Annotated in this window: 14 protein-coding genes; 6 read left to right on the forward strand and 8 right to left on the reverse strand. The window is 67.7% G+C overall.

All coding sequences use genetic code 11. The annotated features are described in order from the left end of the window. Positions 1–689, forward strand: a 689-nt coding sequence (locus tag ACFX43_RS06480; RefSeq protein WP_378818448.1) for an amino acid ABC transporter permease, incomplete at its 5' end; no start/stop codon positions are given. After that, on the forward strand, positions 689–1,594 hold the full coding sequence (locus tag ACFX43_RS06485; RefSeq protein ID WP_378818450.1) for an amino acid ABC transporter permease: 906 nt from the start codon (positions 689–691) through the stop codon (positions 1,592–1,594). The genes ACFX43_RS06480 and ACFX43_RS06485, both read left to right, overlap by 1 nt. Positions 1,595–1,658: 64 nt before the next feature. Here the strand turns inward: ACFX43_RS06485 and ACFX43_RS06490 are convergent, their stop codons facing one another. From ACFX43_RS06490 to ACFX43_RS06505, 4 genes are all read right to left on the reverse strand, one after another. Continuing rightward, a complete protein-coding gene (locus tag ACFX43_RS06490; protein WP_350829608.1) occupies positions 1,659–2,126 on the reverse strand; it encodes a hotdog fold domain-containing protein in 468 nt (155 codons plus the stop codon). Between the two features lie 49 nt (positions 2,127–2,175). Next, positions 2,176–2,442 carry a metal-sensitive transcriptional regulator gene (locus tag ACFX43_RS06495; protein WP_008362591.1) on the reverse strand — a complete coding sequence of 89 codons (267 nt, stop codon included), beginning with the start codon at positions 2,440–2,442 and terminating at the stop codon, positions 2,176–2,178. Positions 2,443–2,591: 149 nt separating this feature from the next. Beyond that, positions 2,592–2,972, reverse strand: a complete 381-nt coding sequence (locus ACFX43_RS06500; protein ID WP_378818452.1) for a VOC family protein — start codon at positions 2,970–2,972, stop codon at positions 2,592–2,594. Further along, positions 2,969–3,766, reverse strand: a complete 798-nt coding sequence (locus ACFX43_RS06505) for a methyltransferase domain-containing protein (RefSeq protein ID WP_378818455.1) — start codon at positions 3,764–3,766, stop codon at positions 2,969–2,971. The genes ACFX43_RS06500 and ACFX43_RS06505 overlap by 4 nt, the downstream gene beginning before the upstream one ends. A 108-nt stretch (positions 3,767–3,874) precedes the next feature. Between ACFX43_RS06505 and ACFX43_RS06510 the strand changes: the two genes are divergently transcribed. Then, a complete protein-coding gene (locus ACFX43_RS06510; RefSeq protein WP_378818457.1) occupies positions 3,875–4,363 on the forward strand; it encodes a MarR family winged helix-turn-helix transcriptional regulator in 489 nt (162 codons plus the stop codon). Between the two features lie 140 nt (positions 4,364–4,503). Here the strand turns inward: ACFX43_RS06510 and ACFX43_RS06515 are convergent, their stop codons facing one another. Next, positions 4,504–6,297 carry an ATP-binding cassette domain-containing protein gene (locus ACFX43_RS06515; protein ID WP_378818460.1) on the reverse strand — a complete coding sequence of 598 codons (1,794 nt, stop codon included), beginning with the start codon at positions 6,295–6,297 and terminating at the stop codon, positions 4,504–4,506. Between the two features lie 107 nt (positions 6,298–6,404). On the opposite strand from ACFX43_RS06515, the gene ACFX43_RS06520 reads away from it, so the two are divergent. Beyond that, the gene (locus ACFX43_RS06520; RefSeq protein ID WP_378818463.1) at positions 6,405–7,670 is read left to right on the forward strand and encodes a TetR/AcrR family transcriptional regulator; all 1,266 of its coding nucleotides are present in this window, start codon (positions 6,405–6,407) and stop codon (positions 7,668–7,670) included. 218 nt (positions 7,671–7,888) lie between these two features. Continuing rightward, the gene (locus ACFX43_RS06525) at positions 7,889–8,701 is read left to right on the forward strand and encodes an IclR family transcriptional regulator (protein ID WP_160158759.1); all 813 of its coding nucleotides are present in this window, start codon (positions 7,889–7,891) and stop codon (positions 8,699–8,701) included. Positions 8,702–8,828: 127 nt separating this feature from the next. Here the strand turns inward: ACFX43_RS06525 and ACFX43_RS06530 are convergent, their stop codons facing one another. From ACFX43_RS06530 to ACFX43_RS06540, 3 genes are read right to left on the reverse strand one after another with little or no spacing between them, the layout of a single operon-like run. Then, entirely contained in the window at positions 8,829–9,731 is a 903-nt protein-coding gene (locus ACFX43_RS06530) for a 4-(cytidine 5'-diphospho)-2-C-methyl-D-erythritol kinase (RefSeq protein ID WP_378818466.1), read from the reverse strand. Further along, entirely contained in the window at positions 9,728–10,597 is an 870-nt protein-coding gene (rsmA, locus tag ACFX43_RS06535) for a 16S rRNA (adenine(1518)-N(6)/adenine(1519)-N(6))-dimethyltransferase RsmA (RefSeq protein WP_378818469.1), read from the reverse strand. Before rsmA ends, ACFX43_RS06530 begins: the two co-directional genes overlap by 4 nt. A 34-nt stretch (positions 10,598–10,631) precedes the next feature. Further along, entirely contained in the window at positions 10,632–11,789 is a 1,158-nt protein-coding gene (locus tag ACFX43_RS06540; protein WP_378818473.1) for a ubiquitin-like domain-containing protein, read from the reverse strand. A gap of 480 nt (positions 11,790–12,269) precedes the next feature. Here ACFX43_RS06540 and ACFX43_RS06545 point away from each other — a divergent pair, with 480 nt between their 5' ends. Then, complete coding sequence (locus tag ACFX43_RS06545) at positions 12,270–14,600, forward strand: immune inhibitor A domain-containing protein (RefSeq protein ID WP_378818476.1); 2,331 nt, start codon at positions 12,270–12,272, stop codon at positions 14,598–14,600. Positions 14,601–14,688 lie beyond the last annotated feature (88 nt).

Raw genomic sequence — 14,688 nt, forward strand, 5'->3', positions numbered from 1 at the left:
TGGACCTCTTCTCAGAGTATGGGTCAGCCATCCTGACCTCGTTCGGGCTGACTCTGAGGCTTGCCGTCTACAGCGGCATCTTCGCGCTCATCCTCGGCACCGTGCTCGCCGTCTTCCGGGTGTCCCCGGTGCCGGTGCTGCGGTTCGTCGGTGCGGCCGTCGTCTATACGCTCCGCAACACGCCGCTGACGCTGGTGATGTTCTTCGCGCTCTTCGGGCTCGCTTATCAGCTGGGGTTCAACCCCGCGCCTGACGACCTCTACGAGAACAACTTCCGTCTCGCGGTCCTGGCGCTGGGGATCTACACCTCGACGTTCGTGTGCGAGGTGCTCCGTGCCGGCATCAACACGGTGCCGCTCGGACAGGCCGAAGCGGCTCGGGCGATCGGACTCACCTTCACCCAGAACCTCACTTACGTCGTTCTGCCGCAGGCGCTGCGCTCGGTCATCAACCCGCTGGCCAGCGTGTTGATCGCAATGACCAAGAACACCACCGTCGCCGTCACCATCGGTGTCGTCACCGCGACCGGCGTCAACGAAGCATCGGGCCAGATGAAGACCATGATGGAGAACGAGGCCGACCAGATCCTGCTGATCTTCATCATCTTCGCGATCGGCTTCATGATCCTGACCCTGCCCATCGGCTTCGTCGCCAACTGGGCCTCCAAGCGATTCGCGGTGATCCGATAATGGCCGCCTCCGTCCTCTACGACGCCCCCGGCCCGCGCGCCAAGGCGCTCAACCGGGTCTACTCCGCTGTCACCTTGGTGGTGCTCCTGGCCATCGCCTGGTTCGTCTGGTCGAAGTTCGATGAGACCGGCCAGTGGGCAGCCGAGAAGTGGACACCGTTCCTCGAGTCACCCGCCTGGGAGAACTTCCTCATCCCCGGCATCATCGGCACGCTGAAGGCCTTCGCGGTCGGCTCGGTCCTCGCGCTCGCCTTCGGATTCGTGTTCGCCGTCGGCCGGCTCTCCCAGAGCAAGCTCGTCAGCCTGCCTTCGGCGGTGGTCATCGAGTTCTTCCGCTCGATCCCGATGCTCCTGCTGATGATGTTCATCTACTTCATGCAGGCGCCGCTCGGATTCGACACCGACGTCTTCTGGGCGGTCGTCCTCGGCCTGATGCTCTACAACGGCTCCGTCCTCGCCGAGATCATCCGAGCCGGCGTCGGCGCGCTGCCCAAGGGGCAGACGGAGGCCGGTGTCGCGGTCGGGCTCACGGACGGGCAGGTGATGCGTGCGATCCTGCTGCCTCAGGCGGTGCGCTCGATGCTTCCGGCGATCATCGCTCAGCTGGTGGTGCTCCTCAAGGACACCGCCCTCGGCTACATCCTCGCCTACAGCGAGCTGCTCAATCAGATCGTCAAGCTCGACGGCAACTTCGACAACCTGCTCCCGGCAGCGATCGTGGTCGCCGCGATCTACATCACCCTCAACACGATCCTCGGACTCCTCGCCAACTACGCCGAAGTCCGCACTCGGCGCGTGGGACGCACCGCAGCCCCGGTTGGTCACGCTGACGCGATCGACCCGGTCGCCGACGAGGCCGCGCTCGTTCAGAAGAGCAACGCCATGGGCCCCGGCGGCCCAGCCTAGGCGTCAGCGCACGAAAACGGCCCGCTGCCCCTCGTCGGGGCGGCGGGCCGTTGCGTACCTGCTCTTACTTCTTCTTCGGGGTCACCCAGAGGTTGATCGTGCCCTCGATGGCCACGGTGCCGTCCTCACGGATGCCCTTGACGCGCACCGCGAGATCTCCGTCGGCGGTGTCCCACTGCTCCTGGTCGGTCTCCGCGATGCAGGTGATGTCGGTGGAGGCCTTGGCGGTGTAGGAGACGGTCATCCCCTTGGGGATCCAGCGCTTGTCGCGCGGGATGGTGACCTCCGCAAGGGCGCCCATCGCCATCTCGAGACCGTTGCACAGCGCGATGGCGTGAACGGTGCCGATGTGGTTGTGGTTGCCCTTGCGGTTGGGGACGATGACCTCGGCGTAGTTGGGTCGCAGCTGGTTGACCAGCGGGTGGATGGACCCGAAGTAGGGCGCCTTCTTCGCGAAAGCGACCGAGAATGCTCGCTTGCCGACAACCGGGACACGGTTGAAGGACTTCCAGAGGTCGTAGAGCTGGCTCATGGCAGTCAGGTTACCCGAGGGTAACCTCCTCCCCTCTCCTGGCCCGAGATCAGGAGAGGGAGAGGAAGACCTTCTCGAGCTCCTCGATCTGCTCCGGGCGATCTCCGTCGGCGTGCGCGCGGCGCAGCTCGTTGGAGAGCAGCGCGAAAGCCGCCTTGTCGAGGGCGCGGGTCACTGCCTTGAGCTGGCCGACCACATCGGCGAGCTCACGGCCGTCTTCGATCATGCGGAGCACGCCACCGAGCTGGCCCTGAGCCCGGCGGACTCGATTGACCACGCTCGTCGTCTCCGCGTCCCGAGGCTGGGGGACGGTCACGTCGTCAGTCAAAGTCTTGCCTTCCATCGTTTCTGGCATCATTCCTGGCTCGTTGTTGTATCCCCCGGGGGACAACGGTCCAGACCAGTTGGCGTTACGGTTCTTTTTGGTTGATTCCGGTTTTCGCCTACACGGGACCAAAGTTCGTGCTAGTTGTCCGTCTGCCACGCGATCTCGACGCGGTTGCCGAACGGATCGCGGACATGGAAGCGCTGGAAGCCCTCGGCGTTGTGGCGCTGGCTCCAGTCGACGTCGAAGCCGAGGTCGGCCAGCCTCTCGCCCATGGCCTCCAGGTCTGCCTCGGTCTCGACCGCGAGAGCGGGATGGGCCTTGACCTGCGGTCGGTGCGGATCCTCGACACCGAGATGGACCTCCGCGCCGCCCGGTGAGCGGAACCAGGCGCCACCGCGCTTGGCCAGCTCTGCCGGCTTCGGCACCTCGGTCAGCCCGAGGCCGTCGGCATAGAAGGTCCGGGCCTCGTCCTCATGGCCGGCGGGCATTCCGACCTGCACGTGATGGATGCGCATCATGCCTCCAGTCTGCGGGCGACCACGAAGACGCGGCGGAACGGAAGCAGGACGAAACTGTTTCCTACCGAATCGTTTCGTACGGGATAGGCCTGTGCCAGACGGTTCTTGAGCTCCTCGGCGAACGACTCGAAGAGACCGGCCTGCTCCAGCGCTGCAGCCGTCGGACGGAGGCTCGTACCGGCGATCCAGGTGAAGACCGGGTCGTCCCCGGTCAGCACGTGGAGGTACGTCGTCTCCCAGGCATCCACCTCGAAGCCCTCTCCCACCAGCACGTCGTAGTAGTCGGCCGGGTCGCGCGAACCGGGCGCCTCGAGGTGACGGGTGTGCTCGGCGTAGGGCTCCTCGGCGGCGAGGTCCTCGCGGAGCCGGTGGCTGGGCTCGCCGAAGTTGCCCGGGACCTGGAAGGCGAACCAGCCGCTCTCCCCGACCGCGGCGGCGAGCGAAGGAAGCAGGTCCAGATGACCGGGGACCCACTGCAGGGTGGCGTTGGAGAGGAGTACGTCGACCGATCCCGGCACGACCGAGTCGGCCCAGTCACGCAGATCCGCCACCGCGAAGTCGACACCCTCGATGGTCGCGCGCGCCTTGTCGATCATCGGCGCACTGGAGTCGAGGCCGACGACCCTGGCTTCCGGCCAGCGGCCGGCCGCGAGTGCGGTCAGGTTGCCGGGGCCGCAGCCCAGATCGATGACGGTCTTCGGACGGTCCGCGTCGACCCGGCGAAGGAGGTCGACGAACGGCCGACCTCGCTCGTCGGAGTAGGTCAGGTAGCGCTCGGGATCCCATGCGGTCATGGCGTACGTCCTCTCGATTTCTCTTGATGTCAAGATATTCTGATCGTCTCGCCGACTTGTCTCGATGTCAAGATTCTCGATGAGGCGAACTTGGGCTACGCTCTCGCCATGCGCGACGAAGTCGACGACCTGAGCGAGGCCTGGGCACACGAGCGGCCCGACCTGGACCTGGGTCCCGTCGAGATCTTCTCGCGTCTCTCCCGCCTCTCGCGTCACCTCGACCTCGCTCGACGCGACGCGTTCTCGGGCTCCGGGATCGAGTCGTGGGAGTTCGACGTACTTGCCGCGCTGCGCCGAGCGGGCGACCCCTACGAGCTCTCCCCCGGCCGGCTGCTGCGCGAGACCCTGGTGACCAGCGGGACCATGACCAACCGCGTCGACCGGCTCGCCTCCCGCGGTCTGGTCGAGCGGCTGCCGGATCCGGCCGACCGGCGAGGCGTCCTCGTCCGGCTCACCCCCGACGGCAAGGCGACCGTCGACAGCGCCTTCGAGGCGCTGCTCGCGGCCGAGCGGGAGTTCCTCGACGGCCTCTCCGACGATCAGCAGAACCAGCTCACCGACCTCCTGCGCCGGCTGCTGGTCCCGTTCTCATCCTGACCAACACCCCGCAGCGCGGATCGGCGAGCCGTGTAACACGCTGTTCGTAGGACTATCCGGTCGTTCTCATAGGGCGAGTAGTCGTACGAACAACGTGTTACACGCTGCGCGAGCCGCCGACCAGCAATTCCCGAAGGGCGCTACTCCAGGACCTCGGCGGCTTCGAGCCACTCCAGCTCGAGGTCGTCCTTCTCCGCGGCGAGCCGATCCAGCTCAGCGCTGAGCTCGGCGAGCCGGGTGTAGTCGTTGACCGACTCGGCCATCGCGAGCTCGAGCTTCTGCTGCTGCTCGCCGATCCGCTCGAGCTGCTTGTCGATCCTGGCGATGACCTTCTTCGCCGCTCGCTCGTCGGCAGAGCCGGGCTTGGCCTTCGACGAGCCACCCGCTGCCGTCTCGGCCGACGCGCGTGACGCCTCGGCCTGCGGGGCTGACGCCTCGGCGGGGATGGGGAGGCGGCGCTCGAGATACTCGTCGACGCCACGCGGGAGCATGGAGATCTGACCGTCGCCGAGGAGGGCCCAGACGGAGTCGGTGACGCGCTCGAGGAAGTAGCGGTCGTGGGAGACGACGATCAGGGTGCCGGGCCAGGCGTCGAGGAAGTCCTCGAGGACGTTGAGCGTCTCGATGTCGAGGTCGTTGGTCGGTTCGTCGAGCAGCAGGACGTTCGGCTCGGTGAGCAGCAGGCGCAGCAGTTGGAAGCGGCGGCGCTCGCCTCCGGAGAGGTCGCCGATGCGGGTGACCAGCTTGTCGCCGGTGAAGCCGAAGCGCTCGAGCATCGAGGTCGCCGAGAGCTCCTGACCGTCGGTGGTCTTGGTGACCCGCTTGATCGACTCGACGGTCGGGAGGACTCGCGCCTCCGGGTCGAGGTCGTCGAGCTGCTGGGTCAGGTGCTGGAGAGCGATGGTGCGGCCGTGGCGTACCTTCCCCACCGCAGGCGGGAGAGAGCCGTCCAGCAGCGATAGCACCGAGGTCTTGCCGGCACCGTTGACGCCGACGATGCCGATCCGGTCTCCCGGGCCGATGCGCCAGGTGGCGTGCGACAGCAGCTGCCGCTCGCCGCGGAAGAGGTCGACGTCCTCGACGTCGATGACGTCCTTGCCGAGCCGCTGGGCAGCGAACTTCTGCAGCTCGAAGCGGTCGCGCGGCGGAGGTACGTCCTCGATGAGCTGGTTGGCGGCGTCGATGCGGAACTTCGGCTTCGACGTACGCGCCGGGGCGCCGCGGCGCAGCCAGGCCAGCTCCTTGCGGACCAGGTTCTGGCGGCGTACCTCGGTGGCGGCAGCTTGACGGGACCTTTCGGCCTTGGCGAGGACGAAGGCGGCATAGCCACCCTCGTAGGCGTCGACCTGGCCGTCGTGGACCTCCCAGGTGAACTGGCACACCGCGTCGAGGAACCAGCGGTCGTGGGTGACCACGACCAGCGCGGACGCGCGCGCCGCCAGGTGCGAAGCGAGCCAGGCCACGGCCTCGACGTCGAGGTGGTTGGTGGGCTCGTCGAGCACGATCAGGTCGTGGTCCCCCAAGAGCAGCTCGGCCAGGGCACAGCGACGGCGCTCGCCACCGGAGAGGCCCATGACAGAACGGTCGAGATCGATCCCGGCCAAGAGCTGTTCGACGATCTCACGGAGCACGGGGACGCCGGCCCACTCGTGGTCGGACCGCCCGCCGAGCACCGCCTCGCGCACGGTGTGGGAGTCGATGAGCTGGTCACCCTGGTGCAGGAACCCGACGAGCAGGCCACGCTGGCGCGAGACGCGACCGGAGTCTGGCTCCTCCAGGCCGGTCATCACCTGCAGAAGCGTCGTCTTCCCGTCGCCGTTGCGGCCGACGATGCCGACCCGGTCGCCGGCGTTGATGCCGAGGGAGACGTCGTCGAGGAGGGGCCGGATGCCGTACGCCTTGGAGACGTGCTCGAGGTTGAGGAGGTTCGCCATATCGTCTCCCATTGTCCCCGAGGGCGGTGAGGCAGCCAGCATCGCGGCGGCCACCCAGCGGCACACCGGGCGGACGAAGAGCCCCTGACCTGCTTAGACTCAGTGCAATGGCCGAGAAGACGACGCTCCGCGAGCACACGCACGGCTCGCGTCAGATGATCCTCGAAGCAGCGCTCCGGCTGGCCGCCGAGCGTGGCTATGTCGGCACGACGATGGCGCTGGTCCGTCGCGCGACCGGCCTCCCGCCGTCCTCCCTCTACTGGCACTTCTCCAGCAAGGACCAGCTGCTCGCAGAGGCGCTCGAGCACGGCTACACCCGCTGGAACGACATCGCCCCACGGTGGGAGCCGACACCGACCGGCGATGACCTGCGCAAGGGCCTGCTGGCCAACCTGCGGCGTACGACGTCGGACACCCACGGCGCCAAGGCCGACTGGTGGCGGATGGGCCTGATGCTCGCGCTCGAGTCCGGACCGACGGTCGGCGACGGCCCGCGCGAGCGCTTCCTCCAGATCCGCACCCAGACGCTCGCCGAGTTCGAGCGGTGGTGGGCCGAGGCGGTCGACCTTCCGGCCGCGCACATCGAGACCCTCGCGCGGCTGACGCTCGCCGCCCACGACGGTCTCTTCATCCAGGCCCAGACCGACGAGTACGCCGAGCTCGACCCGCTCCGGCAGCGGCTGGCCGACGGGCTGGCCGAGGTCGCGGACCATCTCCGGAAGCAGGACCCGGCGGCCGTCCCCGAGCCCGTGGAGCTGCCGCCGGTGACGTACGAAGGCAGGAGCAGCAGCCGCGAGAAGCTCGTCGCGGCAGCGCTGGAGGTAGCCGCGGAGAGCGGCTACGAGGGCGCCTCGATCAGCCGGATCTGCGCCGCGGCGGAGCTTCCGGCCTCCTCCGTCTACTGGCACTTCGCGAACAAGGACGACCTGTTCTCGGCCGCGGTGGACGACTCCTACCGCGCCTGGATCAGCACCCAGTCCTCGTGGCAGCCACCGAGCCCGGACTGCGACTGCGCCACCGAGCTCCCCCTGATGCTGAGGCCGCTGGTGGCCAGCCTGCGCCGGCTGCCCCCGTTCCTGCGGATCGGCTTGATGCTGGTGCTGCCGAAGCGGGCTGAGCCACTTCCCGGCCGCGACCGGTTCCTCGCCGTACGCCGCCAGTCGCGCGAGGACTTCGCCGGCTGGTTCCGCGGAGCTCTCGGTGGCGACGGGTCGGCGCACGCCGACGAGATGGCCGCGCTGCTGCTGGTGATCGCAGACGGACTTCTCTTTGCCGAGGCGCTCGACAGCGCCGACATGCCACCGGCCACGACCTCGGACCTGCTGGCGCGACTGGTGACGGCTACGCCGTTTCATACACAGATCAGTCACTGACCTACTACCGTAGGTCCACAGAGGGTTTACGGCGCTAACGGGCGGAAACGCATCGAACTGTATGCCGTGTCATCTATTTCCGCAGGTCAGGAATGAGATTTATCCAACATTTGCTCCACAACCTCCGGAACGATCGTTACAGTGACTGCTGTCACAGAGAGTTGGAGGCCCCAGATCCCCCCTTCGTGGTGCCTCCGTCTCATTAAGGAGATCCCCCCATGAGCGTCACTGCTATCCCCACCCTGGCTAGTCAGCACGACCATGAAGGTGCCCCGAGGACGACCTCCTCGGCGACCCCGTCTGCGACGAAGGCACTCCAGATCCTGGAGGCATTTCTCGGAGCCGGCCCGAAGCTCGGGGTCAGCGAGATCGCTCGCACCGCGGGCCTTCCCAAGTCGACCGCCTTCCGCCTTCTGCGCCACCTCGAGCAGAGCGGGTACGTCGAGCGCACCGGCCGTCACTACGTCCTCGGTCGACGCCTCTTCGAGCTCGGCAACGCGGTGCAGATCTGCCGCCCGCAGGGCATCCGGGAGACCGCGATGCCGCATCTGGCCGAGCTCTACGTGGCGACCGGCAAGACCGTGCACCTCGCCATCCTCGAGGGCACCGACATCGTCATCCTGGAGAAGATCACCGGTCGCGGTGGCATCCAGCCGGACACGTACGTCGGCGGGCGAGCGCCCGCGGCCTGCTCCGCGCTCGGCAAGGCGATCCTCTCGTTCAGCGACCGCAACCACATCGCGGCCGTGCTCGAGTCCGGCCTGGTGAGGCGCACCCGCCACTCGCACGGCGACCCGGCGAAGTTCCTCGCCGAGCTCCGCCGCGCCAACAGCGAGCGCATCGCCTTCGACCGCGAGGAGGCCCAGCTCGGCATCGTCTGCGCCGCGGTCCCGATCATGATCGAGGGCCGTGCGATCGCCGCCGTCTCCGTATCCGGCAGCGCCGCCGGTTTCAACGCCGCCAGCATCACCCGCCATCTGCGCCGCGCCGCCGCGGCGATCTCCGACGAAGTCGTCTCCAGCGCCGCCTGACCCCGGGCCGAGGCGTCGCGTACGTCGGCCGACACGTCACGCCCGTCGGCCGAGATGGCTCAGCGCTGCCATCTCGGCCGACGTGCATGACGCCTCGCCGACGTGGCTGACGCCTCGGCGGGTTGGGTCAGTAGGTGACGACGTGGGCGCCGGCGACGGGGCCCGGAGCGGTCCAGACGCGGTCGTACGCCTTGGCCTGCATCGCTCCGGCGACCTCGCGGGCGTGGGCGGCGTCGCGGCAGAGCATCAGTACCGTCGGGCCGGAGCCGGAGAGCTGCACGGCCAGGGCACCGGCCTCGGCGCCGTCTGCGAAGGTCTGGGCGAGGTCGGGGCGTAGCGCCAGCGCCGGGGCCTGCAGGTCGTTGGCGAGTGCCTCGGCGAGGAGCTCCGCGTCGCCCTTCTCCAGCGCCATGAGCAGGCTCTCGGGCACCTGCGGGTCGCCGACCTCGGTCCCGGCGAGCTCGTCGAAGGCGCGGTAGACCGCCGGCGTCGAGAGTCCCTGCTCGTTGCCGACCGCGACCCACCACCAGGAACCGTTGTCGGTGACCGGCTCGACGATCTCGCCACGGCCGCCACCGATGGCGGTGGCGCCGATGAGCGCGAACGGTACGTCGGAGCCCAACTGACCCGCCAGGCTCAGCAGATCCTCGTCGGAGGTCTCCAGCGACCACAGGCGGTCGAGCGCGACGAGCGTCGCCGCGGCGTCGGCCGAGCCGCCGGCGAGACCGCCGGCGACCGGGATGCCCTTGTGGATCGCGATCTTCGCGGCCTTGTCGATGCCATGGTGGGCGGCGAGAGCCTTGCCTGCCCGCACGACGATGTTGTCGTCGCCGGTCGGGATCTCGCCGAGCGCGATGTGGTCCTCCGCGGTGAGCGTGACCTGCCACTCGGCGGCCTCGCTCACGGTGACGTCGTCGTAGAGCCCGATCGCCTGGTAGACGGTCGCCAGCGGATGGAACCCGTCCTCCCGGACCGGCCCGACGCCGAGGTGGAGGTTGAACTTCGCGGCGGCGCGGACGGTGACGGTCATGAGGGAACCCTTTGGAGCGATTCGGTGATGCGTACGAAGTCCGCGATGGTCAGCGCCTCGCCGCGCGCCAGCGGGTCGATCCCGGCCGCGACGAGCGCCTTCTCGGCGGCGTCGGCGGAACCGGCCAGAGGCTTGAGTACGCCGCGCAGCGCCTTGCGACGCTGCGCGAACGCGGCGTCGATGACCGCGAAGACCTCTTCGCGCGAGACGGCGGTCGACGGAGGCTCCCGGTGACGCCAGTAGACGAGGCCGGAGTCGACGTTGGGCGCCGGCCAGAAGACGTTGCGGCCGATCGCGCCGGCACGGCGTACCTCGGCGTACCAGGCGGCCTTGACCGACGGGACGCCGTAGACCTTGGAGCCGGGCTTGGCCGCCAGCCGGTCGGCGACCTCCGCCTGCACCATCACCAGCCCGTGGCGTAGGGAGGGCAGCAGCGCCATCAGGTGCAGCAGGACCGGCACCGAGACGTTGTAGGGCAGGTTGGCGACCAGGGCCGTGGGCGGCGGGCCGGGGACGGAGTCGACCCGGAGAGCGTCCGCGCGGAGCAGGCTGAACGCGTCGGCCTGATCGGGGGCGTACTCCTGGATGGTTCTCGGCAGCCGCTGCGCCAGGACCTCGTCGATCTCGATCGCGGTCACCTTCGCGCCGGTCTCGAGGATGGCGAGGGTGAGCGATCCTAGGCCGGGGCCGACCTCGACGACGACGTCATCGGTGCCGACGCCGGACTCGCGCACGATCCGGCGCACGGTGTTGGCGTCGATCACGAAGTTCTGCCCGCGCTGCTTGGTGGGGCGGAGATCGAGCTCGGATGCGAGCGACCGCACCTCCGCCGGGCCCAACAGGCGCGGCGGGGTGCGGTCGGTCATGGGTACAGACTATGGCCCGAGGGCCGAAACAGCCTTACTGCGGCAGACCGAGCTGCTGCGAGCAGTGCGGCCAGGAGCCGTAGCCACCGTTGGCGTCACGGACCTTGGTCGCGATCGCGATCTGGGTCTCGCGGCTGTTCTCGCTCGGGAGACCGGAGCCACCGTAGGCCTGCCAGGTCTGCAGGTTGAACTGCAGCCCGCCGTAGTAGCCGTTGCCGGTGTTGATCGCCCAGTTGCCACCGGACTCGCACTGCGCGAGCTGGTCCCAGACGGTGCTGCCGCCGGCGAAGTTGGCCGCAGGGGCCTCCTCCTTGGTGCCGACCTTGACCACACGGGTCTCGGCCTCCTCGATGACGTTCTGCTCGAGGACCTTGCGGGAGACCACGTCGCCGTTCTTGTAGAAGATGCGGTACGTCACCGAACGGACCCCGTCGGAGCCCTCCTCGACGACCTCGGTGTCACCCTTGTTCATCGAGGAGTCCTCGATCTCCTTGACCGGCGCCTCGATGGTCTCGCGGGCAACCTTCTTGTTCTTCGCGGAGAAGTCGGTGAAGACGATCTTCTGACCGGTCTTCAGAGCCTTGTCAGAGGCCGGGGAGACCTTGTCCCGGCGCTCGAGGTCGACACCGAGGTCCTTCAACGCGTCGGCGACGGTCAGCGCGGTCACGCTGACCTTCTTGGTCTTCTTCCCCGCCAGCTCGACCTTGACGGTCTTCGGCGTGATGACGTCGAGCGACATCCCGTCGCGGCCGATGTAGGCACCGCGGCTGGTCGAGAGCTCCGCCCGGTCGTAGTCACGGCCGAGCTCGGCGAGAGCGCCCCCGACGGTGGTCGCGGTGACCCAGTGGTCCTGGGCCTTGCCGTCGACCTCGAGGCTCAGCTGACGGGCGTAGCGGACGCTGATCGCGCTGCCGTCCTCGACCTCGGTGTCGAGCGACGGAGCAACCGCGTCACGGTCGCCGATCTCGATGCCCTCGGCCTCGAGGACCTCACCGACGGTGTCGGCGTTGACGCTGACGTCCTTGGCCTTGCCGTCGACCGAGACGATGACATCGGTCTGGGAGGTCTTGACGCCGTACGCGGCGCCGCCTGCGGCGACCACTGCGGCGGCGAGTCCGCCGACCAGAACGGCCTTACGGCGGGGGGTTGAAGCGATGTTGCGGAACCACGAGTTGGTGCTGCTGGGGGGCACGATGCTCCGATGTTCGGTGTCCCCGGGCACGGGCGAACGGTGTTGCGAGATCTGGTGATCTACGCGCTGAGGCCCACCCCCAACACCGTCCGGATCTGTCCCGATCCCGGCTATCTCGCCGGACAGCGGAACAAATGCGGTCGGTTAAATGCAAGTCTCCTGCCCGATCCGCAGGCAATTACAAGCATGCAATCTCGGCATCAAATGCGGGCCAGAGAGTGCTGTCAATACCTGTCGTAGCGAATGACAGGTGTGCGATTCAACACGTCGAAATCGCTGGTCAAGCGGGTTGATCAGGGCGCATGTCGTAATCCCGCCACGAAATTTCGTTCCCCATGACCAATAGGCGACAAATCCTTTACAGGTAACTCCGTTGCTTGGTGTTGTACTCCGAAGCCATCTCTGTCGTGATGGCCCGTCGCGCCGGTCGGTTCTCGGGTAAGGCAGATGTGCGCGATGTCACCAGACTCCGGAGGAACGATGAACAGACGCCTTACCAGCGTTCTCGCCGCGGTTGCGGTCGCAGGCGTGACGCCGGTGGCCCTGACCCACTCGTCGGCTAGCGCCGTCGAGGACTCGGGGACCCCCGCCGCCGCTGCTGTGAAGCAGAAGATCGATGACAAGCCCGACGCGCTCAACACCAAGCGCCGCGAGCTCAAGACCAACGCCGCCACCGCCGTCGCCACGGGCGAGAAGCAGACGGTCACGAAGAACGGCAGCGAGGTCGTCAAGATGGGCTCGGGCAAGAACGCCCGCTGGGTGGAGCACGAGCCCACCGAGAAGTCCCAGCTGCTGAGCTTCCTGGTCGAGTTCGGCGAAGGCGGCAACCCGGCCTTCCCCGACAACACCTCGGGCCCGCTCCACAACGAGATCGCGCCGCCCGCTGAGAACGACAACTCCACCTACTGGGAGGACGATTTCTCGCGCGAGCACTACATGGACATGTTCTTCAACCAGGAGAAGGGCGCGGAGTCCTTCCACAACGTCTACAAGGAGATGTCGAGCGGCCGCTTCGACCTCCAGGGCGACGTCAGCGACTGGGTGACGCTTCCGCACGCGGAGTCCTACTACCAGAACGACAAGGGCGACGAGACCGCCGCCGCGATGAAGAACTACGTCCAGGACAGCGCCAACGCCTGGTACGACGCGCAGAAGGCGGCCGGCAAGACCGACGCCGAGATCACGGCGTACCTCCAGGACTACGACATCTGGGACCGCTACGACCTCGATGGCGACGGCAACTTCAACGAGGCCGACGGCTACATCGACCACTTCCAGGCGATCCACTCCGGTGTCGGCGAGGAGGCCGGCGGCGCCCCGTGGAGCATCTGGTCGCACCGCTGGGCCGCCAACGCGTCCGGCTCCGACGGCCCGGCCAACTTCCCGAAGGCCGGCGGCGTCAAGATCGGTAACACCGACATCTGGATCCGCGACTACACCACCGAGCCCGAGAACGGCGGCCTGGGCGTCTTCGCGCACGAGTTCGGCCACGACCTCGGTCTGCCGGACTTCTACGACACCGCGGGCGGCGAGAACGGCACCGGCTTCTGGACCCTGATGAGCTCGGGTTCGTGGCTCGGTCACGGTGACGGCACCATCGGCACCACCCCCAACCACATGGGCGCCCCGGAGAAGCTCTTCCTCGGCTGGCTCAACTACGACACCGTCGAGGCCGGTACATCCAAGAAGCTGACCCTTGGTCCGAGCTTCCACGACACCGGGGCGAAGACCCCGCAGGCTCTCGTGGTCAACCTGCCCGACGGGGAGACGACCCACGACGTCGGCTCCGGCACGTCGGGCAAGTCGTTCCTCTACTCCGGCAAGGGCGACGACCGCACCGCCACCGCGGTCAGCCCGGAGATCGCCGTCCCCGCGGGCGGCACGCTCTCGGCCAAGGTCAAGTACGACCTCGAGGCGGAGTACGACTTCACCTTCCTGGAGGCCTCCACCGACGGCGGCACCACCTGGTCGACCCCGCTGGCGACGAACCTGTCCTCGGCCGAGTACAACAACGGCATCCACGGCACCTCCGACAGCACCTGTGACGGCAACTGCGCCGACCACGACCCGCAGGAGTACGTGGACCTGACCGCTGACCTGGCGGCGTACGCGGGTCAGAACGTGAAGCTCCGCTTCCGCACCGCGAACGACGGCGGCGTCGCCTACTACGGCTTCGCCATCGACGACCTCTCGGTCGGCTCGGCCTACACGACGGACTTCTCGTCCTTCGACGGCTGGACCAACAAGGAGTACATGGGCATCACCGACGGCACCTACACCTCGACGTACCCGCGCTTCTACATCGCCGAGAACCGGCAGTACAAGGGCTACGACAAGACGCTGGCCGAGGGTCCGTACAACTTCGGCTACGGGGTCACCGCGCCTGACAAGGTCGACCACTACGCCTACCAGGACGGTCTGCTGGTCTGGTACCAGAACGGCGCCTACGGCGACAACAACACCTCCGAGCACCCCGGCGGTGGCCAGGCGCTGGTCGTCGACTCCACCGCTGGCGTCCAGAAGTGGTCGAACGGCACCCTGTCGCGCAACCGGATCCAGGGCTACGACTCGACCTTCGATGTCGACCGCACCGACCGGCTCCACCTCGAGAACGAGGTCGCCGGTGCTCCGAACAACGTCCTCGACGTGCCGCGACGCAAGAGCGTGCCGACCTTCTACGACAGCTCTGAGACGGCCTACTGGGACGCGTCGAACCCGGCGCACTCCACCAAGACCGCCGGCAGCGGCGTCAAGATCAAGGTGCTCTACTCGGACGAGCGCAGGGGCACGATGACCCTCAGCGTCTCCTGACCTGATCACAGCAAGGAGAAGGGCCCGAGGCGATCGCCTCGGGCCCTTCTCCTGTCCGTGCCTGTGATCACCCGGTGCCGCCGAAGGC

Origin of the sequence: Nocardioides sp. YIM B13467 (assembly GCF_042788075.1) — a bacterium.
Taxonomy (GTDB): domain Bacteria; phylum Actinomycetota; class Actinomycetes; order Propionibacteriales; family Nocardioidaceae; genus Nocardioides.